We start from the raw sequence: 25,323 nt of genomic DNA, 5'->3' as shown, positions 1-25,323 counted from the left end.
TTGGGCGAGGAGTTTAGCTTATGTCAGGTGCCGGCCGGCTTTGTGGTGAGGGAGCAAGCTCCCTCGTCTTCAATTACGCCTTGCCACCATTACGATCAATGGCAAAGCCGGCCCAGGTCTGGCTCACCGGCATCAGCTCGAGGCTGTTGATATTGATGTGCGCTGGCGCGTTGAGCACCCAGAAAATGGTCTCGGCAATGTCGTGCGGCTGGATCGGGTCTACACCGGCATAGGTCGCGTTGTAACGCTCCTGGTCACCAGCGAAGCGCACCAGCGAAAACTCGCTTTCGCACATGCCCGGTTCGATGTTGCTGACACGCACGCCGGTGCCTTGCAGATCGCAGCGCAGGCTCAGGGAGAACTGTTTGACGAACGCTTTGGTCGCGCCATACACGTGACTGCCCGGATACGGATAACTACCGGCGACGGAGCCGACGTTGACGATGCTGGCACCACGACCGTGAGCGATCAGGCGTGGCAACAGCAGACGGGTGCTGTACATCAGGCCTTTGACGTTGGTGTCGACCATGGTGTCCCAATCGTCGAGGTCGCACTTGGGTGCAGGATCAACGCCCAGGGCCAGACCCGCGTTGTTGATCAGGCCGCGCAATTTGGCGAAGGACGGCGGCAGGTTGCCAATCGCCTCCTCCATGGCTTTGCGATCACGCACATCGAGCACCAGACCAAGAACCTCAGTCTGTTTCGACAACTCGGCGCACAGGGCATTAAGGCGCTCTTCACGACGACCTGTCAGCACCAGCTTCCAGCCAGCCTCAGCAAAACGGCGGGCACAGGCTTCGCCAAAACCGGAGGTTGCGCCGGTAATAAACAGGGTGTTGGACATCGTGTTCTCCTTGCTTCGACTGGTGAACAGCCATTGGAATAGATAATCAGCGGGAAGCATGCCCGGCTGGGCTGTTACGAGCAACCAGAGCTCCGCATCTTGAACTCAATAACGCCCCCCTGTAGCAGCTGCCGAAGGCTGCGTTCGACTGATAGCAGTCGCCATCCCGGTCGATTGCGCTTCAACTGCAAACAGCTTGCTCGGGTTTTGCGACTGCTTCGCAGTCGAACGCAGCCTTCGGCAGCTGCTACAAGGACCGTATCGTTGTACAAAAATTAACCAGGCGGCCACACACTATATCAGCCGTGGCTTGCAGCTAAGTGCGCGCATGTTATCCACAGGCCGGTCCACAGTTTCCGGGGGCAAGTCAAAAAGCTGGAAGCCGCTGTGTATAAGGCTTTGCGGGCAGATTTAAAAGTTTTTCGCTTGACCCTGAAGCGCTCGCTGTGTAGCCCAGGGCATTTTGCATGATTGAACACCTAAACCGACGATGGCGCCAAGCCAGCAACTACGGCCTTCAGCAGACTCTTTCCAGAGTTTAGTCACAGACTTATCCACAGGCTGGCGGGTGCATTTTCAACCCGCATACGATGCCAATAAAAAGGTTGACAACGGCACTCACCGGTCGAGCAAAAACCGCTGATCAATAAATAACCACACCTCTACAAGCCACGTATCCAAAGGCTCTCAGGCAGCTACACCCACGTTATTCACAGCCAGCTCCACAGTAAACGGGGACAAGTCAAAACGTTGATAAAACAACTATTTGCAGCGGCTTTATGTCGCGGTTTGAGAGCTTGTGAATATTGTTTTCCACAATTTCCCGAAAGCACACAGAGATACCTTGTGGGAGTGAGCCGCTTGCGATTGCGGTGGGACAGTCGGCATCAATGATGAATGTTACGCCCCAATCGCGAGCAGGCTCGCTCCCACAGGGGTTGTGGCCAATCGGGGATGTAAAAAAGCCCCGGCGATTGCTCGTCGGGGCTATTTTTGCCTCAGCAGGACTTAATGCCCGCCAAGATAGGCGTTACGCACCTCCTCGTTCACCAGCAACTCCTTGCCGGTACCTGTGAGGCGAATCTCGCCGTTGACCATGACATACGCGCGGTCCGATAACTTGAGGGCGTGGTTGGCGTTCTGCTCGACCAGGAAGATGGTCATGCCGGTACTCGCCAGTTCCCGCAGTGTCGAGAAGATCTGCTTTACCACGATCGGCGCCAATCCCAGGCTTGGCTCATCGAGCAGCAGCAACTTGGGCCGGCTCATCAGTGCGCGAGCGATGGCCAGCATCTGCTGTTCACCACCCGACATGGTCATCGCCCGCTGGGTGCGCCGTTCCTTGAGCCGTGGAAACAGCTCGAACATGCGCTGCATGTCCTCGGTGGCGTACTTGTCACCGATTGGGATGGTGCCCATCAACAGGTTTTCCTCGACCGTCATGTCAGGGAAGACACGGCGTCCTTCCGGCGACTGGGCGATGCCGTTGGAGGCGATGTAGTGGGATGACTTGTGGGTAATATCCACGCCCTGATAAATGATCTGGCCATCCGCTGCGCGTGGCTGACCGAAGATCGACATCAGCAGCGTCGACTTGCCCGCACCGTTGGAGCCGATAAGGCTTACGGTTTCACCTTCATTGATGTGCAGCGAAACTTTCTTCAGGGCTTGAATCGGCCCGTAAAACACATCCAGTTCCTTGAGTTCGAGGATAGCGCCGTTAGTCATACGAGCTCCTCTTCATCAGCGCCCAGGTAGGCCGCAATCACTTTCGGATCGTTACGAATGGCATCAGGCCCGCCCTCGGCGATCACGATGCCGTGGTCCAGCACCACGATGTGGTCGGAAATGCTCATTACCATGCCCATGTCGTGTTCGATCAGCACCACGGTCAGATCATGCTCGTCACGCAGCAGACGGATCATCGCACTCAGCGCTTCGGTTTCCTGAGGGTTGAGGCCAGCGGCCGGTTCGTCGAGACAGATGATCTGCGGCCGGGTACACATGGCCCGGGCGATTTCCAGACGGCGTTGCTGACCATAGGACAGCTCACCGGCCAGGCGGTTGGCGCAGTCCACCAGATCGACGACTTCCAGCCAGTAGAAGGCGTGGTCCAGCGCATCGCTTTCGGCCTTGCGATAGCCCTTGGTGTTGAGGATGCCGGCCAGCATGTTGCGATTGACCCACATGTGCTGGGCTACCAGCAGGTTTTCCAGTACCGACATTTCCTTGAACAGGCGAATGTTCTGGAAAGTCCGCGCCAGACCCGCGCGGTTCACCAGGTGAGTGCCGCCGAACATCTTGTAGTACAGCCGACTGAGGAAAGATTTCGGCGAGACGAAATCGGTCGCCTTGAACGATTCGCCCAGCAGCTGGATGACGTTGGTTCGCTCGCCACGCACGCTGAGTTCGATCTTGCCACCCGAGGCCTTGTAGAAGCCGGTCAGGCAGTTGAACACCGTGGTCTTGCCTGCGCCATTGGGACCGATCAGGGCGAAGATCGAATTGCGATGAACCTTCAGGCTCACATCGCTCAACGCCTTGATGCCGCCGAAGTGCATCATCAGCTTCTCGACCGAGAGTACGACTTCGCTCATGGCGCTACTCCTTTACGCGGGGTCACACCGGTACGGCTGATCCTTATCAGGCCGCGCGGTCGCCAGATCATCATCAACACCATCAACACGCCGAACAGCAGCACGCGATACTCGGCGAAGCCACGCAGAAGCTCCGGTGCCACGGTGAGCACGAATGCGGCGATCACCACGCCGATGGTCGAGCCCATGCCGCCCAGCACCACGATGGCGAGGATCAGTGCCGACTCGAAGAAGGTAAAGGAGGTCGGGTTAACGAAACCTTGGTACGTGGCGAAGAACACCCCGGCCAGGCCCGCAGTCGATGCACCGATGGTGAACGCGGAGAGCTTGACCAATACGTGGTTCAGGCCCATGGAACGGCAGGCGATTTCATCTTCACGCAGGGCTTCCCAGGCGCGACCGACCGGCATCTTGACCAGACGATGCTTGATGTACAGCACGGCCAGTACTACCAGGAACAACACCGCGTAGATGAAGTAGTACTTCACGTCCGGGTTATAGGCGATGCCGAAAAACTCATGAAAAGGAACACCGCCATCCTTCGCCCGTTTGCCGAACTCGAGGCCGAAGAACGTTGGCAGCGGTGCGGGCATGCCGTTCGGGCCGCCGGTCAGCGAGAGCCAGTTATTGAGGATCAAACGGATGATTTCGCCGAAGCCCAGGGTCACGATCGCCAGGTAGTCACCGTGCAATCGCAAGACCGGGAAGCCGAGAATGCAACCCGCCAGCCCCGCCGTGATCGCCGCCAATGGCAGCACCGTCCAGAAGCCGAGCCCGAGGTATTGATAACCCAGCGCCAGCCCGTATGCACCGATGGCGTAGAACGCCACGTAACCCAGGTCGAGCAGACCCGCCAGGCCTACCACGATGTTAAGGCCAAGGCCGAGCAAAACGTAGATCAGCCCGAGGATGACCACCCCTAGCAGGTAGGAGTTGGAGAAGAACGGGAAGACCACGGCGATGACGATCATCAGCGGGATGATCCAGCGTAACCGTGATTTGTAATCAGGCGGCAATACATGGACCCCGGAGCCGGTGCTTTCAAAGCCTTCGAGAATTTTCAGGCCCTTGGGAGTTTGCAGGAACAGGCTAAGGGCAAAACGGCCGGCCATGACGATCGCGACAATCCACGCCACGCGTGTTGGTTGCAGGTTGAAGCCGTAGCCGTCGAGGACCACGCCGACAATCGGACCGAACACAATCAGGGCCACAAGGCCGGCAAGAATCGCGTCAACCAGGCTTCTTTTGAGATCAATGGTTTTTTTAGTGGTTGAAGACATCGCTTACACCTTCGACACAAGAGGACGGCCGAGCAGGCCTTGGGGCCGAAAGACCAGAACGAGAACGAGCAGCGAGAAGCTGAAAACGTCTTTGTAATCCGAGTTGACCAAACCCGAGAACAGCGACTCGGAGATCCCGAGGATGATCCCGCCGAGCATCGCGCCAGGCAGCGAGCCGATCCCGCCGAGTACCGCCGCGGTGAACGCCTTGATACCGATGACGAAGCCTGCGTAGAAGTCGAACGTGCCGTAGTTCATGGTAATCAGCACGCCGGCCAGGGCCGCCATTGCAGCACCAATGATGAACACGTAGGAGATCACCCGATCGGTGTTGATCCCGAGGATCGAAGCCATCTTGCGGTCTTGCTGTGTCGCGCGGCACATGCGGCCGAGCTTGGTGTACTTGATGACGTAGGTCAGCAGGGCCATCCCGGCAAACGCTGCGACCAGAATGAAGATTTTGGTGTAGGTGAGCTGGACGAAGCCGGTCCCGACTTCAACTCGCCATGCACCTGTCAGCAATGTAGGAACCCCCTGTTGACGGGCGCCCTGGGCGATCTGTGCATAGTTTTGCAGGATCAGGGAGATACCGATGGCGCTGATCAGCGGTGCCAGTCGGGTAGAGTTTCGCAGTGGCTTGTAGGCGACGCGCTCGATGACCCAGCCATAGACCGCCGTGACGACGATGGTGAAGATCAGTGTGCCGAGCATCAGCAGAGGGAAGGATTCGATACCGAAGTATGCCAGCAGAGCCAGACTGATTGCCGCGAGGTAAGCGGAAATCATGTAAACCTCGCCGTGGGCGAAGTTGATCATGCCGATGATGCCATAGACCATTGTGTAGCCGATGGCGATCAGGCCATAGACCGACCCGAGGGTCAGGCCATTGACCAGTTGCTGCAGGAAAATACCATCCATAACGCAATCTCACGCAATGAGAACCTGCACACCTGTGGGTGTGCGGTTCTTCTAAGGAAAATACAGATTTACGTCGGAGTAATGTCAGCCACGATCAGGCTGGCCCACACCGTACCCTGTGGGAGCTGGCTTGCCAGCGATAGCGGTTGAACATTCGACATGGTTGTCTCATGCAAGTCCGCCATCGCGGGCAAGCCCGCTCCCACAAGGGATCTGTGGGGGTTCAGGTGACCGAGTCAGCCCTTACTTCTGTTTTTCCAGCTGGTGGTATTTGCCGTCCTTGTCCCACTGGTACACCACGTAGTCGGAAACCTTGAGGTCGCCCTTGGAGTCCCAGGACTTGTCGCCCATCACGGTTTTGACGGTGTTGGCTTTCAGCCACTTGGCGGCTTCTTCGCCTTTGTTGGACTTGGCACCGTTAAAGGCCGCTGCCAGGGTCTGGACCGAAGCGTAGGCGTACAGGGTGTAGCCTTCAGGCTCGGTGCCTTTCTTGCGGAACTCGTCTACCACGGTTTTGCTGTCTGGCAGCATGCGTGGGTCGGCGCCGAAGGTCATCAGCACGCCGTCGACGTATTGCGGGCCGCCAGCGGTGGTCACCAGTTCGTCGGTCACGATGCCGTCGTCGGACATGAATTTCACGTCTTTCAGGCCTTCGGTACGCAGTTGTTTAACCAGTGGACCGGCTTCCGGGTGCAGGCCACCGAAGTAGACAACGTCGGCACCTGCCGCGCGAATCTTGGTCACGACGGCACTGAAATCTTTCTCGCCGCGAGTCAGGCCTTCATACAGCACCGGCGTTACACCGCGCTTGACCAACTGAGCCTTGGTGGCATCTGCCAGGCCTTGGCCGTAGGTGTCTTTGTCGTGGAGCACGGCCACTTTCTTGCCTTTGAGCACGTCGACGATGTAGTCGCCGGCAACGATGCCTTGCTGGTCGTCACGCCCGCACATACGGAACATCGCGCTCAGGCCGCGTTCGGTCACCTGTGGATTGGTCGAACCAGGCGTAATTGCGATGATGCCCGCTTCGTCGTAGATCTCGGAAGCCGGGATGGTCGACGAGGAGCAGAAGTGACCTACCACGCCCGCCACTTTCTGGTTGGTCAGGTCCTTGGCGACCGTCACAGCCTGTTTAGGTTCGCAGGCGTCATCGCCCTTCACCAGTACGATTTTTTCCCCGTTGACGCCACCCGTCGCGTTGATTGCGTCGGCTGCTGCCTGTGCACCCTTCATGTACTGCTCGCCAAATGCTGCGTTGGCGCCAGTCATTGGACCTGCCACACCGATTTTCACATCAGCTTGTGCAAACGCAGAAACACCCAACGCAGTTGCCACTGCGAGGGCCAGAAAGCCTTTCTTGTAAAACGTCTGGGACATGAGGTGGTGCTCCAAGGTTTTTTTAGTTGGCACTGCGACTTCACTGAATGCTCAGAGCAAGGGCCGTGCCATCGGTTTTTTATTCTGAAAAAAGTCGCTGCTTTATTGTTATTTCGACTGTTTCGAGCCCATTTTCATTGGGCGTGCAACCGTCTAAACCGCGGAAGGTGAAACCGTTTATTTTTAAAGGCGCAACCCGAGCGCGCCATCATTGCAACCGCGGCGCCAAACGACGTGCAACCAGCCTGTAACATCGTGCGTCACCGAAGTGCACACCGCTGGTGCGGTACTGCTACAACCCGCACCATTACAGGCTAGTCGCTGCTCGAAAAAGCGCCGTGTTTCGGACACAAATTTCAACAATCAAATGACGATGCGCAAGCACTGGCCTGCGTGATACAGCGAGAATCCCGCCTCATACAAACAGCTTCTCAAACCCACTCCCGCCAGGGGCTGCATGGGCGCGAACGGAATAGGCAAAGCTTGAGGAATTCCGTTACACAAATAATCGGCGAAGGCTTTGCCGACCACGGTCCCTGTTGTAACGCCCCGACCGTTGTAGCCAGTGACTGCCACTATTCCCGGAGCCGGTTCAAAAAGGCGCATCAGGTGGTCTGGGGTGAAGGCGATGCAACCGGTCCAGGTGCACTCCCACTCAACAGGTTTGAGGTACGGGAAATAGTGCTGCTGGACTCGATCCGCCCACGCTTTGAGAAACCAGGTCGGTTTCTGATTGCCGTTTCCCAGACTGCCCAGTAACAGTCGACCGTCCTTGTCTCGACGAATACTGCTCAGCACCTGACGGGTGTCCCATGAGCCCTGGCCACCAGGCAGGATTTGCTGTGCAGCCTCGTCCGTCAGCGGGACCGACGCCACTTGATAGTAGTAACCGGGGAAAAAATTGCGTCGCAGCTCGGTCCAGTCGCCTTCGGTGTAAGCGTTGGAAGCGATGACCACCTGTTCAGCGAGTACCGAACCCTGCGCGGTCTGCACCGACCACTTCTGGCCCTGACGCTCGAGTCGCGTGACTGCAGAGTGATCGAACAGATGACCGCCCAGGCCGATGGCCGCTTTGGCCAGCCCGGTGGTATAAGCCATCGGATTAAGCGTGCCGGCACGCCGATCAAGCAGTGCGGCGGCGATCTTTTTGGTGCCTGTCGCTTGCTCGCAGGCCTGGCCGGTCAACAATTCGACGGGGGCGCCGCGACGTTTCCATTGTTCCTCACGACTGCGCAGATCCGCTTCGCCACGGGCGTTGTGCGCCATGTGCAACGTGCCTTCGCGGCGCAACTGGCAATCGATGTGGTATTTGTCGACCAGGCTGAACACCAGCGATGGCGCCGCCCCGAGCATGCGATTGAGCTGACTGCCCACCGCCTCGCCGAACCCGGCTTCGATCTCGTCCGGAGGAATCCACATCCCGGCGTTGACCAGTCCGACGTTGCGCCCTGACCCGCCCTGACCGGCGCGATGAGCTTCCAGCACACAAACTGTCTTGCCTTGTTCCAGTAGATGCACCGCCGCCGACAGCCCGGTAAAACCTGCACCGATGACGCAAACGTCTGCCGTCACTTCGCCCTTGAGGGCGGCGTTGTCAGGCCTTTGCGGCGTCAGTTTTTCCCACAGACACTCTTCGCGTAACGGCATTGCCAGACTCCAACAGAAACCTAACCAAAACACAGTTCATTTTGGATGAGCTATGTGGTGAGGGGATTCAGCGAAACGTCGCACCGCCCCGTTGGGCTGCGTAGCAGTCCCATATTCGGGGCCGCTGCGCAGCCAACGGGGATAAATCCCCTCGCCACAAAAGCTCGCTCAGGGATGACCGGTTAGTCGAACGTGATGCCTTGAGCCAACGGCAACTCCAGCGAATAGTTCACGGTGTTGGTCTGACGGCGCATGTAGCCGCGCCATGCGTCGGAACCGGATTCACGACCACCACCGGTTTCTTTTTCACCACCAAATGCGCCGCCGATTTCCGCGCCGCTCGGCCCGATGTTGACGTTGGCGATACCGCAATCGCTGCCCACCGCCGACATGAACTGCTCGGCTTCACGCACGTCGGTGGTAAAGATGCAGGACGACAGGCCTTGCGGCACTGCGTTGTTCAGGCGTAGCGCCTCGTCGAAGTCCTTGTAGCCGACCACGTAAAGAATCGGCGCGAAGGTTTCGTGGCAGACCACGTCACTCTGCTCCGGCATCTCAACGATGGCGGGCGCAACGTAGTAAGCGTTCGGGAATTTGTCTTCCAGTTGGCGCTTGCCACCAAACACCCGGCCGCCTTCGCTCAAGGCTTGCTCAAGCGCGTCCTGCATGTTTTCGAAACTGTGTTTGTCGATCAGTGGACCGATCAGGTTGCCTTCCAGCGGATTGCCGATGCGGACCTTTGAGTAAGCGGCCTTCAAGCGGGTGACGATTTCTTCTTTAACCGACTCGTGGGCGATCAGACGGCGCAAGGTGGTGCAGCGCTGGCCGGCAGTACCGACGGCGCTGAACAGGATCGCGCGAACAGCCATGTCCAGGTCGGCGCTTGGACCGAGGATCATGGCGTTGTTGCCGCCCAGCTCCAGAATGCTGCGAGCGAAACGCGCGGCAATTTTCGGCGCCACTTCGCGGCCCATGCGGGTGCTGCCAGTGGCGCTGATCAGCGCCACACGCGGGTCATCGACCAATGCTTCGCCAGCATCGCGACCGCCAATGATCACTTGGCTCAAGTGCGGTGGCGCATCGCTGAAATTCTTCAGGACGCGGTCAAACAGTGCCTGACAAGCCAGTGCTGTGAGCGGGGTTTTCTCGGACGGTTTCCAGATCACCGGGTTACCGCAAACCAGCGCCAGCGTGGTGTTCCAGGCCCAGACCGCGACCGGGAAGTTGAACGCGCTGATCACACCGACGATGCCCAGCGGGTGCCAGGTTTCGCGCATGTGGTGGCCAGGACGCTCGGAAGCGATGGTCAGACCGTAAAGCTGACGGGACAAACCGACGGCGAAATCGCAGATGTCGATCATTTCCTGAACTTCACCCAGGCCTTCCTGAGTGATCTTGCCCGCTTCCCAGGACACCAGCTCGCCAAGGTCAGCCTTGTATTCACGCAGGATGTCGCCCAGTTGACGCACCAGTTCGCCACGGCGCGGAGCCGGGACCTTGCGCCACAATTCAAACGCATGATCTGCACGACTGATGTGCTGCTCGACTTCAGCGGCACCTTCCCAGTTCACCGAAGCGATCTGGCTGCCATCGATCGGCGAATGCACCGGCACTTTGCCGTTCTGGTACAGGGCCGGGTTTACACCTAGACGATCAAGCAATGCGGCAACCATGGGTTACTCCTCAAGCAAAAGACAGAACGTGTGCAGCCGGAAAATCTCGGCTGATCAGACCTGTAGTTTTAGCGCTCTGGAGGTTACTCAACAAACGACCTTTAAGAGAGATATCATTCCGTTTATTCATGCTGTGCATTGCTGGCAATAAAGAAACAAGAAGAAAGGATCGCTCATGCTGAACAAACGCTATCTGCCGTCGATTACCGCGTTGCAGTGTTTCGAGGCTGTCACCCGGCACTTGAGCTTCACCCGGGCCGCCGAAGAGCTGAACCTGACGCAGAGCGCCGTCAGTAAACAGGTCGCGCAACTCGAAGAGTTGCTGCAGCACTTGCTGTTCCGGCGGGTACGTCGACGCCTGCAAATGACGCCGGCCGGCGATTTGTATCTTGTGGAGGTGCGAAAGATCCTCACACAGGTGGAGATGTCGACCCATTACCTGCGTTCCTACGGTGGAGAGACCGAAGTCCTGCGCGTCTCCACGCCTCCCACCTTCGGTGCGCGCTGGCTGGTGCCGCGCTTGAAAGGTTGGCGCTTGCGTCATCCGTCGATCCACCTGGACCTGTGCAGCGAGCAGGAAGCGGACGATTTGCTGCAGGGTCGCAGCGACCTGGCGTTCTACTTTGGCCAAGGCTCGCGACCCGGCACCGAATGCCTGAAGCTGTTCAGCGAAGAGCTGGTCCCGGTGTGCGCCCCCGGCAGCCTGCCCGCCACGCCGTTCACCGATCCTACGCAACTCACCGACCTCGTCCTGCTGCAAAACGCTTCTCGCCCACAGGCGTGGCACGACTGGTTCGACAGTCAGGGTTACCACACCGAACACAGCTACCACGGCCCGCGTTTCGAAACCTTTTATATGTGCATCCGCGCCGCTCAGGTTGGCTGTGGCGTGGCGCTCTTGCCGAAGTTTCTGGTTGAAGAGGAATTGGCCGACGGCAAACTGGTCATACCCTGGCAGCACGCGATGCCCAGCTCCGACGCCTATTACCTGGCGTATCCGGAGCATTCGGCGGAAGTGCCGAAAGTGCGTGACTTTGTGAAGTGGATGCTTGAGCAAATAGACAACCCACTACCTAACGACTAGCAACCTGTAGGAGCTGTCGAGTGAAACGAGGCTGCGATCTTTTGATGTTGTTTTTTCAAGAGCAAGATCAAAGGATCGCAGCCTCGTTTCACTCGACAGCTCCTACAGTAAGATTTGCCGGTGCAAAATTCGCTGGCAAAACTCATCACGGTTATGCGCCACTAGCCCCCATCAATGAAACAGCTGCAACGTCGTGACATGAGCCGCGGCCAGCCTGGAGAACCCCGTTATGAGCGAGAGCGTGTTTGCCGATCGCATCGTGCAGAACCTGCTCGACACCGACTTCTACAAACTGACGATGATGCAGGCGGTGCTGCACAACTACCCCAACGTAGAAGTGGAATGGGAGTTTCGTTGCCGTAATAGCGAAGACTTGCGGCCTTATCTGGCGGAGATCCGCTTTCAGATCGAGCGCCTGGCCGAATTGAGCCTGACAGCCGATCAGTTGGGCTTCATGGAACGCATCAGCTTCATGAAGCCTGACTTCCTGCGCTTTCTCGGGTTGTTCCGCTTCAATCTGCGCTACGTTCACACCGGCATAGAAAACGGCGAGTTGTTCATTCGTCTACGCGGACCGTGGTTGCATGTGATCCTGTTTGAAGTGCCGCTGCTGTCGATCGTCAGCGAAGTGCGCAACCGCTATCGCTACCGGGAAGTCGTGCTGGAACAGGCTCGCGAGCAGCTCTATCGCAAGTTCGATTGGCTCACCGCCCATGCCAGCAGCGAGGAATTATCCGAGTTGCAGGTCGCCGATTTCGGCACTCGCCGTCGCTTCTCGTACCGTGTGCAGGAAGAAGTGGTCAACGTGCTCAAGCACGATTTCCCAGGGCGTTTCGTCGGCACCAGCAACGTCCACCTGTCCCGAGAACTGGACATGAAACCGTTGGGCACCATGGCCCACGAATGGATCATGGCGCACCAGCAACTGGGTCCACGACTGATCGACAGCCAGATCGCCGCCCTCGACTGCTGGGTCCGCGAGTATCGTGGGCTGCTGGGGATCGCCCTGACCGACTGCATCACGACCGATGCCTTCCTCAACGATTTCGACCTGTACTTTGCCAAGCTCTTCGACGGCCTGCGCCATGATTCCGGGGACCCGGTGATCTGGGCAGAAAAGGCCATCGCCCACTACCACAAGCTCGGCATCGACCCGATGAGCAAGACGCTGGTGTTCTCCGACAGCCTGACGCTGCCCAAGTCCCTGAAAATATTCCGGGCACTGCGCGGTCGGATCAATGTGAGCTTCGGCATCGGCACCAACCTGACGTGTGATATTCCGGGTGTCGAACCCATGAGCATCGTGCTTAAAATGGCCGCCTGCAACGGTCAGCCGGTGGCCAAGATTTCCGATGAGCCCGGCAAGACTCACTGCAAAGACCCGAATTTCGTCGCCTATTTGCGACACGTTTTCAAAGTTCCTGCCGCCCCAACCAGCACATCTAGCAAGGAGTGAATTCATGCAAGCCGTACAGCGTGAGATTGCTGAGCAGCTCAAGGTTCAACCGCCGTTCGCCGACAATGCCGCCCTTGAGGCGGAAGTCGCCCGACGGATCACGTTCATTCAGGATTGCCTGGTCAACTCCGGGCTCAAGACCCTCGTGCTTGGCATCAGCGGTGGTGTTGACTCGCTGACGGCCGGCCTGCTGGCCCAGCGTGCCATGCGCGAATTGCGCACTCGCACCGGTGATGACAACTACAAGTTCATCGCTGTGCGCCTGCCCTACGAAACCCAGTTCGACGAACACGACGCCCAGGCGTCGGTGGATTTCATCAAGCCGGATGAGCGCCACACGGTAAACATTGGCCCAGCGGTTAAATCCCTGGCCAATGAAGTCGCGGCGTTCGAAGGCAAACACGCCGTGTCGGTCGATTTCGTACTCGGCAACACCAAGGCGCGGATGCGCATGGTTGCCCAGTACACCATCGCCGGTGCAGCCCAGGGACTGGTCATCGGGACAGATCATGCGGCGGAAGCCGTGATGGGGTTCTTCACCAAGTTCGGTGACGGCGCGTGCGACCTGGCACCGCTGAGCGGTCTGGTGAAAAACCAGGTACGCAACATCGCCCGAAGCTTCGGAGCCCCGGAGTCATTGGTTGAGAAGGTTCCGACAGCGGATCTGGAAGACCTGTCGCCCGGCAAACCGGACGAAGCGTCCCATGGCGTGACCTACGCCGAGATTGACGCGTTTCTGCATGGCGAGCCGGTGCGTGAGGAAGCGTTCAGGATCATCTGCGACACGTACAGGAAGACTCATCACAAGCGTGTGATGCCGTTCGCGCCTTGACTTCGCTTCTTTAAAGCCTGAGGGAGCCTGTAGGAGCCTGTAGGAGCTGTCGAGTGAAACGAGGCTGCGATCTTTTGATCTTAAATTTGTTAAATCAAGATCAAAAGATCGCAGCCTCGTTTTACTCGACAGCTCCTACAGGGGGGTTGCCGTTGAGTAATGGGTGAACAAAAAAAGCGTCCCAAGTGGACGCTTTTTTTATGAACGCGATTCGATTACTTCAGAGTAACCGTACCTTTCATCATCGAGATGTGGCCCGGGAACGAGCAGAAGAAGCCGTAGCTCTCGCCAGCCGCCAGCTTCGACACGTCGAAGGTCACGGAATCTGTCTCGCCAGCACCGATAATCTTGGTGTGCGCGATGATGCGTGTATCACCGTCTTTCAGGTAGTTCTTGTCGATGCCAGCCGCCAGGCCGTCGGTAGCGATTGGCTGCATATCAGCCGTTTTGCTCAATACCCAGTTATGGCCCATGACGTTTTTTGGCAGGCTGCCGGAGTGTTTCAGCTCAACGGTGAAGGTCTTGCAGCTTTTGTCGATGCTGATGTCCTTGGTATCGAACGACATCTGGTCAGTGGAGTCGACAGTGACCTTGCATTCAGCAGCCATCAATTGGCTGCTGGCCAGTGTCAGCAGGGATACCGCAACAAGTTTGGCAAACATGGTGAATCTCCAAGGCAGGGTTAACGAAAGTGCGAATGGACAGAAGACTGCCTGAAAACTTCGCAAGTTCCTATGACCTGAATCAAAAATTGTATACAACTTTCGGGCTATGACACTCATCGAAACAATCTACCAGCCAGGCGTCTGGCGCGGCCTTATTATCGAGCCATCGCCAATAGCCGGAGCTCGTCACATGTCCCTGAATAGTCTTTTGTGCAGTCTGCTTGCCGCCTACGCCTGTGGCGCCAGCGGCTCCTATGAAACGCCTGAACGCGACGTTTAACCCTTGGAGTGCTGCTGCCCTGCCTTTACTCTGTGGCCATCCCGACCCTGGAGTAAGGCATGTCTTTAGCATCCGTCTGTGTATTTTGCGGTGCCAGTACCGGCACCAACCCGGCTTATCGTGAAGCGGCAGTCGCCCTCGGGCGTGCGCTCGCCGAGCGTAAATTGACCCTGGTGTATGGTGGTGGCGCCGTCGGTTTGATGGGAATCGTGGCGGATGCCGCGCTGGCCGCTGGCGGAGAAGTCATCGGGATCATCCCGCAAAGTCTCAAGGACAAGGAAATCGGCCACAGTGGCCTGACGCGGCTGGAAGTGGTCGACGGCATGCATGCCCGCAAGGCGCGGATGGCAGAACTCAGCGACGCTTTCATCGCCCTGCCCGGCGGCCTGGGCACGCTGGAAGAATTGTTCGAAGTCTGGACCTGGGGCCAACTCGGCTATCACGGCAAACCACTTGGATTGCTGGAAGTGAACGGGTTCTACAGCAAATTGACCGGTTTTCTTGATCATATCGTCGGCGAAGGCTTCGTTCGCGAAGCACACCGTGACATGCTGCAAACGAGCGAATCGCCGCAAATCCTGCTCGACGCACTGGACGCCTGGCAACCGGTGGTCACGCCAAAATGGGCCGAGCAAAAACCCAGCTAACGGCTCGGCACCGATACAGGGCAGAATATGCGCCGCTCAACCTCACCTTCGACCCCAGAGGATCGCCCATGGCTAAACCTAATTATTCCTTCGCCAAACGTCAGAGAGACTTGGCCAAGGAGCAGAAGAAAGAGGAAAAGCTTCAGCGCAAGAAAGCTACAGCTGAAGAAGAAGCCGCCGCACTGAACCCGGAAACAGAGGGTGAAGTGGCCGCAGAAAGTGATGTTGAAGCACCGAAAGATCAGGCGCCCGACGCCTGAGACCCTCAGGGCCCGATGATCTGATCAGGCCCACCGGATCTGTGTCCAGGGTTGGCAGCGCCGCTGCTGACCCTCACCGACCAATCTGCCCCACCCTCCCGAAAAAACACGATCCCCTGTAGGAGCTGCCGTAGGTTGCGATCTTTTGATCTTGCTCTTCGATGTCTTGGAAAAGCTCAAGATCAAAAGATCGCAGCCTCCGGCAGCTCCTACAAGGGTCTGCGTCAGTCAAGTGGCATCACGGTCACCCGGACTTCCGGGTCATGATTGCCTCCCCCCAGAATCACCCCACGCAACGGCGATACATCGGAGAAATCCCGGCCCCAGGCCAGGGTTATGTGCTCCAGCGCCGGTTGCACGTTGTTGGTCGGATCAAAATCAACCCATCCCAGCACCGGGCAAAACACGGAGACCCAGGCGTGTGACGCATCGGCGCCGATCAGGCGTGGCTGTCCCGGTGGTGGCTGGGTTAACAAGTAGCCGCTGATGTAGCGCGCGGCCAGCCCACGGGAACGCACGCAGGCCAGCATCAGGTGAGCGAAATCCTGGCAAACCCCACGCCGACGTTCCAGCACTTCCACCAGAGGCGTCGCCACCTGGGTCGCTTCGGCATCGAAGGTGAATTCGCTGAAGATCTTCTCCATCAGCGCCTGAACCCCGAGCAGCAACGGTCGACCTGCGGGGAAACAGCTTTGCGAAAATTCGACGAAGTTGCGTTTCAGATGAACGTAGGGCGATTCGAACCGGTAACGACAGGCCTCGAGCACTTGGGCTGACAGCGGCTGGCTGCTGTACGTCAACGCGTTGCGAGTGTCTTCCCACGCAGGAGACCGGGTAAAGTCCAGTGCAGGCCGGGGCAACACTTCAATCGTCAGGCTGGCGTTGACCAACAATTCGTCGTGGGGCCGCTCGAACGCCAGGCGCGTCAGCGGGTTGCCAAAAACATCCAGCTCATCGCGACGCGAAGTCGGGTCAGGACTGATTAGCAATTGCTGATCGGTGCATCGCTGCCAGGCACAGGGCCGAGGCCACAAATGGGCCAGCTGTTGGGCGAGGGACACCGGGCTGTCGTAGTGATAATGGGTGTCGTGAAAGATCTGGTAATGGGCGTTCATCAGACGGACACCGTGCGCTGGCTGACATCGTCGACATGGGCGAAATGACGCAGCGCAAGGCGATCCGACACCTGCCCGCTGGCTTCGGCGATCTCTTGCAGCAGATCGGCCAGGCCGTCGATGGCGGCGCGCACGCTGGTTTCACCGAACAGCGAGTTTTCCAGACAACCCAAATCAAACCGGGCCAGTCGTTCGACCAGTTGCGGCAAACCTGTTTCACGCGGTGCGCCAAAGTCGTCGTTGAGGCGTTTGAGGGTGCGCGTCACCAGTTTCAACTGGAACAACACGGCGTGAGGGTTCTGCTCGTCGAGCAGTAACAGGTCCAATACCGGAATCAATTGCGCGACCGCCAGATACCGTGAACGGTAGGTGATGCTGCTGTTACCCAGCTCCAGCAACCACTCCAGTCCTGCCTGCTCGAACGCATCGGCGCCACGCAAAAAAGCCGCGAGGCTGGCGCTGAGAAACTGCAGTCGTTCGATCCGCCGTCCAATCATCAGGAAACGCCAGCCTTCATCCCGGGTCATGTCGTCGAGGGCAAAACCCGACAGTGCCGCCAGGGACATCACCAACCGGTTGAGGAAGTCCAGCAACTCGCCAAAATCCGGCTCTTCGGATTCAAGCTCCAAGGCTTCGCGCTGCAGTTCCACCAGCGCTTGCCAGTTTTCCCGAGAGAGTTTTCCGCGTACCTGCGAGGCGGCCCACTGCAAGCGTTGCAGGTTGGAGCGCAGGCTGAACGACCAATCATCCCCGAGCAACGCGGCGAGCAGGCGCTCCGGCAATTCGCCCTCATCGGGCAATAACATCAGCCGCTCACCGAGATCGACCGCCGCTTGCAAGGCCTGGGGATCGTCGCCATCGACATAGCGCGCCAGCATGATCCGCAGCAACCGAGCGCTGTCATCGCAGCGCTCGCAGTAACGGCCAAACCAGAACAGGTTTTCCACCACACGCGACGGCAGGTACGGATCGCGCCGCACCAGATCATGTACACCAATGGTGCGCTGGGTTTTCCATTGTTCGCCGCTGGGAGGACGGTCGCCTAAAACCCAAGTGTCCTTGCTCGCCCCACCACGTTGCATCGACACCACTTCGGCGTCTGCCTCGGCGGCCACTCGGGTCAAACCGCCCGGCAGGACCCGGTACCCGTCGCGGCTGGCCACTGCATACACGCGCAAACCGATGGCGCGGGGTTGCAACTGCCCATCTTCAGCTTGCCAGACCGGGGCTTGAGAAAGCTGTGCCAACTCTTGCGCCACATAGGCGTAAGGTCGTGCCTGCATGCGCTCGGCCAGGCTTTCGCGCTGTTTTTCACTCAAATCACGGCCGAATACCGGCGCAAAGCTCTGTGACGGAAACGCAGGCTTAATGAGCAGTTCAGGCAGTTTCTCCAACGCTTGGGCCAACACCGGCGCTTCCCCGCACCACCAGGTCGCGATGGACGGCAGGAGCAGCTCTTCGCCAAACAAGAACTGGTTGATCTTCGGCAGAAAACCTAACAACCCAGGAGACTCCAACACCCCACTGCCCAGAGCATTGGCTACCAGCACCCGGCCCTGCCGCACCGCCTCCAGCAACCCTGGCACGCCAAGGGCTGAGTCGGTGCGCAATTCCAGCGGGTCGCAGAAGTCGTCGTCGAGCCGACGCATGATCGCGTGTACCCGGCGCAGGCCGCTCAGGGTTTTCAGGTATACGGTGGCGTCGCGCACTGTCAGGTCGCCGCCCTCCACCAGCGGATAACCCAGCTGGCGCGCCAGATAAAGATGTTCGAAATAGCTTTCGTTAAACCGTCCCGGCGTCAGCAACACGATCAGGGGCGCTTCGTCGTCGCTCGGTGCCTGACGGGCCAGGGTTTCCTGAAGCGTGCGGAAGAACCCGGCCAGGTGCTGCACCTTGAGGTCGCGGTAAAGCTCCGGAAAGGCGCGGGAAACGATGGTGCGGTTTTCCAGCGCATAACCGGCGCCGGACGGCGCTTGTGTTCGATCGGCCGTCACCCACCAGCGGCCATCAGGCGTGCGCGCCAGGTCCACGGCGTACAGATGTAGAAATGCTCCGTCTGGCGGCTTGATGCCCTGACAGGGCCAGAGGAAGTTGTTGTGACCGAAGACCAGTTCTGCAGGCAACAAGCCTTCAGCGATGAGACGCTGCGGGCCGTAGAGGTCTTCCAGCACCGCATTGAGCAACCGTGCTCGTTGAGCGATGCCGGCGGATAAGTGCTGCCATTCATCAGCAGTAATAACATGGGGCAGCAGGTCAAGCTCCCACGGCCTGTCGGCGCCCTTGGGATCGGCGTAGACGTTATAGGTCACGCCGTTTTCCTGGATTTGCCGGGTCAGCAGTGCCTGACGCTGCACCAATTGCGCTGGCGTGCTGCGTTGCAATTGGTCGAGCAGCCGACGCCAGTGCGGGCGAACGGCACCACTGTCGTCGAGCAGTTCGTGGTAAGTGCCCGCCGTGAGCGGGTAGCGGTCAAGCAGGTCAGGCATGGAAAGCTCGGCAGACAGCAAGGTTCGGTCAGACTAACGCAGGCTCATGACACCCGGATAGACGAAAAATCCGGGCGTCGCGTACGGTTCAAAAGCGTCGTAAATCGAGTGTCATCGGCAACTCGTCGTTAATGTCGACACTCGGGACGGGCAGTTTTCCGGGACTGTGTCCGATCCGGAAAAACCGCGCCATCCGCCGACTCTCCGCCTCATTGGCGTTGACCGGCAGACTGTCGTAGTTACGACCGCCCGGATGGGCGACGTGGTACTGACAGCCACCCAGCGAGCGCTGCATCCAGGTGTCGAGCACATCGAAGACCAAAGGTGCATGCACCGGGATGGTCGGCTGCAGGCAATTGGACGGTTGCCAGGCGCGGAAACGCACGCCAGCGACGAACTCGCCGACGCGCCCGGTGGGCTGCAATGGCACCGGAACGCCATTGCACGTCAGCAAATAACGCTGGGGCGGCAGGCCAGTGAGTTTGACCTGCAGGCGCTCAAGCGACGAATCCACATAACGCACCGTTCCGCCGGGCGCACCCTCCTCGCCCAAAACGTGCCAGGGCTCCAGCGCCTGGCGCACCTCCAGCTCGATGCCACTGACCGCGTAATCACCTACCTTGGGAAAACGGAACTCCAGGTGCGCGGCAAACCACTCGGCGCGCACGGGATAACCCGCCGCATTGAGGTCGACGATGACGTCGGCGAAATCCTGTTCGATAAAGTGCGGCAACATGAATCGGTCATGCAATTCGGTGCCCCAGCGCGCCAGTTTTGGCGGCGCATAAGGCTCGCGCCAGAACCGCGCGACCAGCGCCCGCAGCAACAGTTGTTGAGCCAGGCTCATGCGCGCATGGGGTGGCATTTCAAAGGCCCGCAGTTCCAGTAACCCGAGACGCCCTGTAGCGCCATCCGGTGAATACAGTTTGTCGATGCAGAACTCGGCCCGGTGCGTGTTGCCGGTGACGTCGATCAGCAGGTTTCGCAGCAGTCGATCCACCAGCCACGGCGCGCATTCTTCGCCAGGTTCAGGCATCTGTGAAAAAGCGATTTCCAGCTCATACAGCGAGTCATTGCGCGCCTCATCGACACGGGGCGCCTGGGACGTCGGGCCGATGAACAATCCGGAAAACAGATACGACAAGGAGGGATGGTTATGCCAGTAGCTGATGAGGCTGCGCAGCAGGTCGGGACGACGCAGAAACGGAGAGTCCGCCGGCGTAGCGCCGCCCAGGACGAAATGGTTGCCGCCACCGGTGCCGGTGTGGCGGCCGTCGATCATGAATTTCTCGGTGGTCAGGCGGGTCTGGCGGGCTTCCTCGTATAAGAATTCGGTGCGATCGACCAGCTCATCCCAGGTCGCCGACGGCTGCACATTGACTTCGATCACGCCCGGATCAGGGGTGACGCGAAAGTTGCTTAAACGCGGGTCACTCGGGGGTTCATAGCCCTCCAGCAACACCGGGCAATGCAGTTCTTCAGCGGTGGCTTCGATGGCGGCGACCAGTTCCAGGTAATCCTCGACCTGCTCCAGTGGCGGCATGAACAGGTAGAGCCGGCCTTCCCTCGCCTCAGCGCAGAAGGCGGTCCGGGTCAGCCAGTCCGCGGACTCGTCGATCTTCGGCGCACGGTCTTGCGCCACCGCAGGCTCGCTCTGGTTTTGCAACTGCGCAAGGTCGGGCAGCGGCGGGAAATCCTGATTCGGATCCCTTGGATGGATAAACGGATACTCCGCTGCTTTGACCCAAGGTTGTGAGCCGAGCGGCAAGCGATAACCCAGCGCGGAATCACCCGGCACCAGGCGGCAATGCTCATCACGCAGGTACCAGCGGCCACTTTGCCACTGGTCACCCTTGGCGGTACGCGCCAGTGGCAACACCTGGCCAATCACCGTGTCCAGACCCTGGCTGAAGACTTTGCGCAGGCGGGCACGCTCAAGGGGCTCTTCAAGACGTGAGTCTTCGGCGCTGACATTCTGTGGCAACGTGCCTTCACGCCAGAGGTAGTAGAAGTTGTCTTCGTAGGCCGGAAACACAAAGCGTGTCGGAATTTTCAGGCGTTCGGCGACACTCGCCAAAAACCGCCCGGCCAGTTCGCCGTTAGCGCCGTAGTCCTCTTGCTCGTCGGCGATCAGCGCGTTGTTGCGCCAGATCGGCACACCGTCGCGGCGCCAGTAGCAGTTCAGGGACCATCGCGGCAGCTGTTCGCCCGGGTACCACTTGCCCTGGCCAAAATGCACCAGGCCATTGGGGGCATAGCGCTTGCGCATGCGCTGGAACAGTTCGGCAGAAAGACGACGCTTGTCCGGTCCGAGCGCTGCGGTGTTCCACTCCGCACCGTCAGGGTCATCGATGGACACGAAAGTCGGCTCACCGCCCATAGTCAGGCGCACGTCACCTTCAAGGAGGTCCGCATCGATCTGCCGGCCCAACGCTTGAATCGCCAGCCATTGATCTTCGGTGTAGGGCTTGGTGACTCGCGGTGCTTCCCAGATCCGCTCCACCGACATTTCGTGGGTGAACTCACACTCGCATGGCTCCACCAAGCCGCTGATCGGTGCCGCAGAGCCCGGATCGGGACTACAGGCCAACGGAATGTGTCCTTCACCGGCAAACAGTCCTGACGTCGCGTCCAGGCCGATCCAGCCGGCGCCGGGCAAATACACTTCGCACCAGGCATGCAGGTCGGTGAAATCCACGTCGGTGCCCGAGGGACCGTCGAGGCTTTTGACATCGGCCGTCAGCTGAATCAGGTAACCGGAGACAAACCGCGCGGCCAGACCGAGGTTGCGCAGTAATTGCACGAGCAGCCACGCAGAATCGCGGCAGGATCCCGAAGCGTGCTCCAGCGTGTGTTCGGGGGTTTGTACACCGGGTTCCATGCGAATCAGGTAGCCGATGTCTTCACTCAAACGCTGATTGAGCGCTACGAGGAAATCCACGGCAGGCAACGGGCTGCGGTCGATACCGTCCAGGTAGGCCTTGAACTTCGGCGTCAGCGGCAGGGTTTCCAGGTAGGGCGCCAGTTCCTTGCGCTCATCGGCGGCGTAAGCGAACGGGATTTTCTCCGCGTACGGTTCCAGGAAAAAATCGAACGGATTGAACACCGCCATCTCGGCGAGCAGATCCACTTCGATCCGCAGTTCATCGGTTTTTTCGGGAAACACTAACCGCGCCAGGTAATTGCCCTGGGGGTCTTGCTGCCAGTTTATGAAGTGCTGCTCGGGCGAGACTTTCAGCGCATAGGACAGTATCCGCGTGCGACTGTGGGCGGCCGGGCGCAGGCGAACAATCTGCGGCCCGAGTTCGACAGCGCGGTCGTAGCGGTAATGCGTTACGTGATGCAATGCGACATGTATCGACACGGCGTGCCTCCTGCGAGCCCTAAGCGTATTGGAAAGCGCGCAAGACTTATGCCATGCAGCGGCGTCGGCGCTTTCTGCGTTTGCTTGAGGCAGTACAGCACCAAAATCGGGCAATGCGGGAAATTGGTTTGAGAGAGTTGCACGCAAATGTGGCGAGCTATGACAACAGTCAGTAAATGGAGGGGACAGCGAACACAAAACCAGTGGCGAGGGGATTTATCGAAACGTCGCACCGCCCCGTTCGGCTGCGAAGCAGACGCAGAAACGGTAGATGCGGTGTACCTGAACACCGTGGCTGCTGGCCTTGGGGTCGCTTCGCAACCGAACGGGGCGGTGCGACGTTTCGCTAAATCCCCTCGCCACGATTTTTGATCGACCCGCAAATGCAAAACGCCAACCCGAGGTTGGCGTTTTGTTCAGCTCATGTGCGGCTTAGCGTGGCACAACTGGCTTGCGGGCAGGTTTAGGGCCCTTGCCTTTCGCGGCATCCTTGCGATCCTTGGCTGCTTGCTGGTTGCGGGCAAACGCCGCAGCTTTGGCCTGTTCACGCTTGTCCCACGGATTACCACCGTCACTGGCGCGCGGTGGCAGGCCTGTGTGCTGGGTCAGGATCTTGGTGGTTTTTTCACCCGCGACTTTATGGCTGCCTGCTGGCGTCGAATTCTTGCGACGGGCGCTCTGGTAGCTGTCGGTCGCCGGCTGGTGCAGCGGGATCAGCTGGTTTTTACCCGGCCCGATCAGGTCGGCGCGGCCCATGCGGGTCAACGCCTCACGCAGCATCGGCCAACCTTTCGGATCGTGATAACGCAAGAATGCCTTGTGCAGACGACGCTGCTCTTCGCTCTTGACGATGGTCACTGCGTCGCTCTTGTAAGTGACCTTGCGCAGCGGGTTCTTGCCCGAGTGGTACATCGCAGTGGCGGTGGCCATCGGCGACGGATAGAACGCCTGCACCTGGTCGGCACGGAAGCCGTTGCCCTTGAGCCACAGGGCCAGGTTCATCATGTCTTCGTCGGTGGTGCCCGGGTGAGCGGCGATGAAGTACGGAATCAGGTACTGCTCTTTCCCGGCTTCCTTGGAGTACTTCTCGAACATGCGCTTGAACTTGTCATAGCTGCCAATGCCCGGTTTCATCATCTGGTTGAGCGGACCTTCCTCGGTGTGTTCCGGGGCGATCTTCAGGTAACCACCAACGTGGTGGGTCACCAGTTCCTTGACGTATTCAGGTGACTCGACGGCGAGGTCGTAGCGCAGGCCGGAAGCAATCAGGATCTTCTTCACACCCGGCAACGCACGGGCACTGCGATACAGCTGGATCAACGACGAGTGGTCGGTGTTCAGGTTCGGGCAGATGCCCGGGAACACGCAAGAAGGCTTGCGGCACGCGGATTCGATTTCCGGGCTCTTGCACGCGATGCGGTACATGTTCGCGGTCGGGCCGCCGAGGTCGGAAATGACGCCGGTGAAGCCTGGCACCTTGTCGCGGATCTCTTCGATTTCGCGAATGATCGACTCTTCGGAACGGTTCTGGATGATCCGGCCTTCGTGCTCGGTGATCGAGCAGAAGGTGCAGCCGCCGAAGCAGCCACGCATGATGTTCACCGAGAAGCGGATCATGTCGTAGGCCGGGATCTTTTCCTTGCCGTACGCCGGATGCGGAATACGCGCATAGGGCATGCCGAACACGTAGTCCATTTCTTCGGTGGTCATCGGAATCGGCGGCGGGTTGAACCAGACATCGACTTCACCATGCTTCTGCACCAGCGCGCGGGCGTTGCCCGGGTTGGTTTCCAGGTGAAGCACGCGGTTGGCGTGAGCGTAGAGCACCGCGTCGCCACGGACTTTCTCTACCGACGGCAGACGGATCACGGTCTTGTCGCGGGTCATGCGCGGGCTGGCCAGGATCTGCACGACCTTGGCTTCGCTCGGGTCTTCAACCGGACCTTTTTCCTGCTCGATGGCGCAGGCTTGGGTGTCCTGGGTGTTCACGTACGGGTTGATGATCTTGTCGACCTTGCCAGGACGGTCGATGCGCGTGGAATCGACTTCGTACCAGTCTTTCGGCGTATCGCGACGGATGAACGCGGTGCCGCGCACGTCGGTGATGTCTTCGATCTTGTGACCGTAGGACAGACGCTGGGCGACTTCGACGATCGCACGTTCGGCGTTGCCGTAAAGCAGAATGTCGGCGCAGGCGTCGATCAGGATCGAGTTACGCACCCGGTCCTGCCAGTAATCGTAGTGGGCGATGCGGCGCAGGGAGGCTTCGATGCCACCCAGCACGATCGGCACATGATTGTAGGCTTCCTTGCAGCGCTGGCTGTAGACCAGGCTCGCGCGGTCCGGACGTTTGCCCGCCAGGCCACCGGGGGTGTAGGCGTCGTCGGAACGGATTTTCTTGTCGGCGGTGTAGCGGTTGATCATCGAGTCCATGTTCCCGGCCGCGACACCGAAAAACAGGTTCGGCTCGCCGAGCTTCATGAAGTCGTCTTTGGACTGCCAGTTTGGCTGGGCAATGATCCCGACGCGGAAGCCCTGGGACTCCAGCAGCCGGCCGATAATTGCCATGCCGAAAGACGGATGGTCAACGTAGGCATCACCGGTGACGATGATGATGTCGCATGAATCCCAGCCAAGCTGATCCATCTCCTCCCTGCTCATCGGCAGGAATGGCGCTGGACCGAAGCATTCGGCCCAGTACTTGGGATAGTCAAATAACGGCTTGGCTGTTTGCATGACGATGACCGGTGTTGAGATGAAAAATCGCGGGCGCGGAATATAGCACAAAAATTAACCAA

At 59.0% G+C, this 25,323-nt stretch carries 18 protein-coding genes; 5 read left to right on the top strand and 13 right to left on the bottom strand.

Features of this window, described 5'->3' with window-relative positions; all coding sequences use genetic code 11:
* Nucleotides 1-73 precede the first annotated feature (73 nt).
* The 8 genes from ACA063_RS02650 to amaB all read right to left on the bottom strand — a co-directional run bounded on the left by ACA063_RS02650 (nucleotide 74) and on the right by amaB (nucleotide 10,336).
* Nucleotides 74-844: an SDR family oxidoreductase gene (locus tag ACA063_RS02650; RefSeq protein WP_194691570.1), complete on the bottom strand. Its 771-nt coding sequence runs from the start codon at nucleotides 842-844 to the stop codon at nucleotides 74-76.
* A gap of 1,008 nt (nucleotides 845-1,852) precedes the next feature.
* Entirely contained in the window at nucleotides 1,853-2,572 is a 720-nt protein-coding gene (locus ACA063_RS02645; RefSeq protein WP_497664682.1) for an ABC transporter ATP-binding protein, read from the bottom strand.
* Nucleotides 2,569-3,441 (bottom strand): ABC transporter ATP-binding protein, encoded by an 873-nt coding sequence (locus ACA063_RS02640; protein ID WP_497664681.1) that lies wholly within the window; start codon nucleotides 3,439-3,441, stop codon nucleotides 2,569-2,571. Before ACA063_RS02640 ends, ACA063_RS02645 begins: the two co-directional genes overlap by 4 nt.
* On the bottom strand, nucleotides 3,438-4,721 hold the full coding sequence (gene livM / locus ACA063_RS02635) for a high-affinity branched-chain amino acid ABC transporter permease LivM (RefSeq protein ID WP_497664680.1): 1,284 nt from the start codon (nucleotides 4,719-4,721) through the stop codon (nucleotides 3,438-3,440). The genes ACA063_RS02640 and livM overlap by 4 nt, the downstream gene beginning before the upstream one ends.
* A 3-nt stretch (nucleotides 4,722-4,724) precedes the next feature.
* Nucleotides 4,725-5,639, bottom strand: a complete 915-nt coding sequence (locus ACA063_RS02630; protein ID WP_497664679.1) for an ABC transporter permease subunit — start codon at nucleotides 5,637-5,639, stop codon at nucleotides 4,725-4,727.
* 243 nt (nucleotides 5,640-5,882) lie between these two features.
* On the bottom strand, nucleotides 5,883-7,016 hold the full coding sequence (locus tag ACA063_RS02625; protein WP_162437088.1) for an ABC transporter substrate-binding protein: 1,134 nt from the start codon (nucleotides 7,014-7,016) through the stop codon (nucleotides 5,883-5,885).
* Between the two features lie 363 nt (nucleotides 7,017-7,379).
* Nucleotides 7,380-8,663 (bottom strand): L-pipecolate oxidase, encoded by a 1,284-nt coding sequence (gene amaA, locus ACA063_RS02620; protein ID WP_497664678.1) that lies wholly within the window; start codon nucleotides 8,661-8,663, stop codon nucleotides 7,380-7,382.
* Between the two features lie 182 nt (nucleotides 8,664-8,845).
* Complete coding sequence (gene amaB, locus ACA063_RS02615) at nucleotides 8,846-10,336, bottom strand: L-piperidine-6-carboxylate dehydrogenase (RefSeq protein WP_497664677.1); 1,491 nt, start codon at nucleotides 10,334-10,336, stop codon at nucleotides 8,846-8,848.
* Between the two features lie 175 nt (nucleotides 10,337-10,511).
* Here amaB and ACA063_RS02610 point away from each other — a divergent pair, with 175 nt between their 5' ends.
* The 3 genes from ACA063_RS02610 (at nucleotide 10,512) to nadE (ending at nucleotide 13,708) form a co-directional block, all read left to right on the top strand.
* Nucleotides 10,512-11,420 carry a LysR family transcriptional regulator gene (locus ACA063_RS02610; protein ID WP_497664676.1) on the top strand — a complete coding sequence of 303 codons (909 nt, stop codon included), beginning with the start codon at nucleotides 10,512-10,514 and terminating at the stop codon, nucleotides 11,418-11,420.
* 229 nt (nucleotides 11,421-11,649) lie between these two features.
* Nucleotides 11,650-12,876, top strand: a complete 1,227-nt coding sequence (gene pncB, locus ACA063_RS02605) for a nicotinate phosphoribosyltransferase (protein WP_497664675.1) — start codon at nucleotides 11,650-11,652, stop codon at nucleotides 12,874-12,876.
* 4 nt (nucleotides 12,877-12,880) lie between these two features.
* Nucleotides 12,881-13,708, top strand: a complete 828-nt coding sequence (gene nadE, locus ACA063_RS02600) for an NAD(+) synthase (protein ID WP_497664674.1) — start codon at nucleotides 12,881-12,883, stop codon at nucleotides 13,706-13,708.
* Between the two features lie 215 nt (nucleotides 13,709-13,923).
* Here the strand turns inward: nadE and azu are convergent, their stop codons facing one another.
* Nucleotides 13,924-14,370 (bottom strand): azurin, encoded by a 447-nt coding sequence (azu, locus tag ACA063_RS02595; RefSeq protein WP_497664673.1) that lies wholly within the window; start codon nucleotides 14,368-14,370, stop codon nucleotides 13,924-13,926.
* Nucleotides 14,371-14,712: 342 nt separating this feature from the next.
* Between azu and ACA063_RS02590 the strand changes: the two genes are divergently transcribed.
* Both ACA063_RS02590 and ACA063_RS02585 read left to right on the top strand, forming a co-directional pair.
* Nucleotides 14,713-15,300, top strand: coding sequence for a cytokinin riboside 5'-monophosphate phosphoribohydrolase (locus ACA063_RS02590; RefSeq protein ID WP_162437095.1), 588 nt, complete (start codon nucleotides 14,713-14,715; stop codon nucleotides 15,298-15,300).
* 68 nt (nucleotides 15,301-15,368) lie between these two features.
* The gene (locus ACA063_RS02585) at nucleotides 15,369-15,560 is read left to right on the top strand and encodes a hypothetical protein (RefSeq protein ID WP_194691575.1); all 192 of its coding nucleotides are present in this window, start codon (nucleotides 15,369-15,371) and stop codon (nucleotides 15,558-15,560) included.
* Between the two features lie 224 nt (nucleotides 15,561-15,784).
* On the opposite strand, the gene ACA063_RS02580 is transcribed toward ACA063_RS02585, so the two are convergent.
* The 4 genes from ACA063_RS02580 to ACA063_RS02565 all read right to left on the bottom strand — a co-directional run bounded on the left by ACA063_RS02580 (nucleotide 15,785) and on the right by ACA063_RS02565 (nucleotide 25,261).
* Complete coding sequence (locus ACA063_RS02580; protein WP_497664672.1) at nucleotides 15,785-16,675, bottom strand: transglutaminase family protein; 891 nt, start codon at nucleotides 16,673-16,675, stop codon at nucleotides 15,785-15,787.
* On the bottom strand, nucleotides 16,675-19,161 hold the full coding sequence (locus ACA063_RS02575; RefSeq protein ID WP_497664671.1) for a circularly permuted type 2 ATP-grasp protein: 2,487 nt from the start codon (nucleotides 19,159-19,161) through the stop codon (nucleotides 16,675-16,677). Before ACA063_RS02575 ends, ACA063_RS02580 begins: the two co-directional genes overlap by 1 nt.
* Before the next feature lie 88 nt (nucleotides 19,162-19,249).
* On the bottom strand, nucleotides 19,250-22,525 hold the full coding sequence (locus ACA063_RS02570) for a transglutaminase family protein (protein ID WP_497664670.1): 3,276 nt from the start codon (nucleotides 22,523-22,525) through the stop codon (nucleotides 19,250-19,252).
* A gap of 432 nt (nucleotides 22,526-22,957) precedes the next feature.
* Nucleotides 22,958-25,261 (bottom strand): YgiQ family radical SAM protein, encoded by a 2,304-nt coding sequence (locus ACA063_RS02565; protein ID WP_497664669.1) that lies wholly within the window; start codon nucleotides 25,259-25,261, stop codon nucleotides 22,958-22,960.
* Between the last annotated feature and the right edge of the window lie 62 nt (nucleotides 25,262-25,323).

Source organism: Pseudomonas sp. LBUM1643 (assembly GCF_059716215.1).
This window is presented reverse-complemented; position numbering and strand designations above follow the sequence as displayed.

Excerpts from the sequence above, each read along its gene's own strand:
- ACA063_RS02625 (WP_162437088.1), bottom strand. The coding sequence starts at position 7,016 with ATGTCCCAGACGTTTTACAAGAAAGGCTTTCTGGCCCTCGCAGTGGCA.
- ACA063_RS02590 (WP_162437095.1), top strand. The coding sequence starts at position 14,713 with ATGTCTTTAGCATCCGTCTGTGTATTTTGCGGTGCCAGTACCGGCACC.
- ACA063_RS02575 (WP_497664671.1), bottom strand. The coding sequence starts at position 19,161 with ATGCCTGACCTGCTTGACCGCTACCCGCTCACGGCGGGCACTTACCAC.
- ACA063_RS02565 (WP_497664669.1), bottom strand. The coding sequence starts at position 25,261 with ATGCAAACAGCCAAGCCGTTATTTGACTATCCCAAGTACTGGGCCGAA.
- ACA063_RS02640 (WP_497664681.1), bottom strand. The coding sequence starts at position 3,441 with ATGAGCGAAGTCGTACTCTCGGTCGAGAAGCTGATGATGCACTTCGGC.
- ACA063_RS02585 (WP_194691575.1), top strand. The coding sequence starts at position 15,369 with ATGGCTAAACCTAATTATTCCTTCGCCAAACGTCAGAGAGACTTGGCC.
- ACA063_RS02645 (WP_497664682.1), bottom strand. The coding sequence starts at position 2,572 with ATGACTAACGGCGCTATCCTCGAACTCAAGGAACTGGATGTGTTTTAC.
- pncB (WP_497664675.1), top strand. The coding sequence starts at position 11,650 with ATGAGCGAGAGCGTGTTTGCCGATCGCATCGTGCAGAACCTGCTCGAC.
- ACA063_RS02650 (WP_194691570.1), bottom strand. The coding sequence starts at position 844 with ATGTCCAACACCCTGTTTATTACCGGCGCAACCTCCGGTTTTGGCGAA.
- ACA063_RS02610 (WP_497664676.1), top strand. The coding sequence starts at position 10,512 with ATGCTGAACAAACGCTATCTGCCGTCGATTACCGCGTTGCAGTGTTTC.
- livM (WP_497664680.1), bottom strand. The coding sequence starts at position 4,721 with ATGTCTTCAACCACTAAAAAAACCATTGATCTCAAAAGAAGCCTGGTT.
- amaB (WP_497664677.1), bottom strand. The coding sequence starts at position 10,336 with ATGGTTGCCGCATTGCTTGATCGTCTAGGTGTAAACCCGGCCCTGTAC.
- ACA063_RS02630 (WP_497664679.1), bottom strand. The coding sequence starts at position 5,639 with ATGGATGGTATTTTCCTGCAGCAACTGGTCAATGGCCTGACCCTCGGG.
- azu (WP_497664673.1), bottom strand. The coding sequence starts at position 14,370 with ATGTTTGCCAAACTTGTTGCGGTATCCCTGCTGACACTGGCCAGCAGC.
- amaA (WP_497664678.1), bottom strand. The coding sequence starts at position 8,663 with ATGCCGTTACGCGAAGAGTGTCTGTGGGAAAAACTGACGCCGCAAAGG.
- nadE (WP_497664674.1), top strand. The coding sequence starts at position 12,881 with ATGCAAGCCGTACAGCGTGAGATTGCTGAGCAGCTCAAGGTTCAACCG.
- ACA063_RS02580 (WP_497664672.1), bottom strand. The coding sequence starts at position 16,675 with ATGAACGCCCATTACCAGATCTTTCACGACACCCATTATCACTACGAC.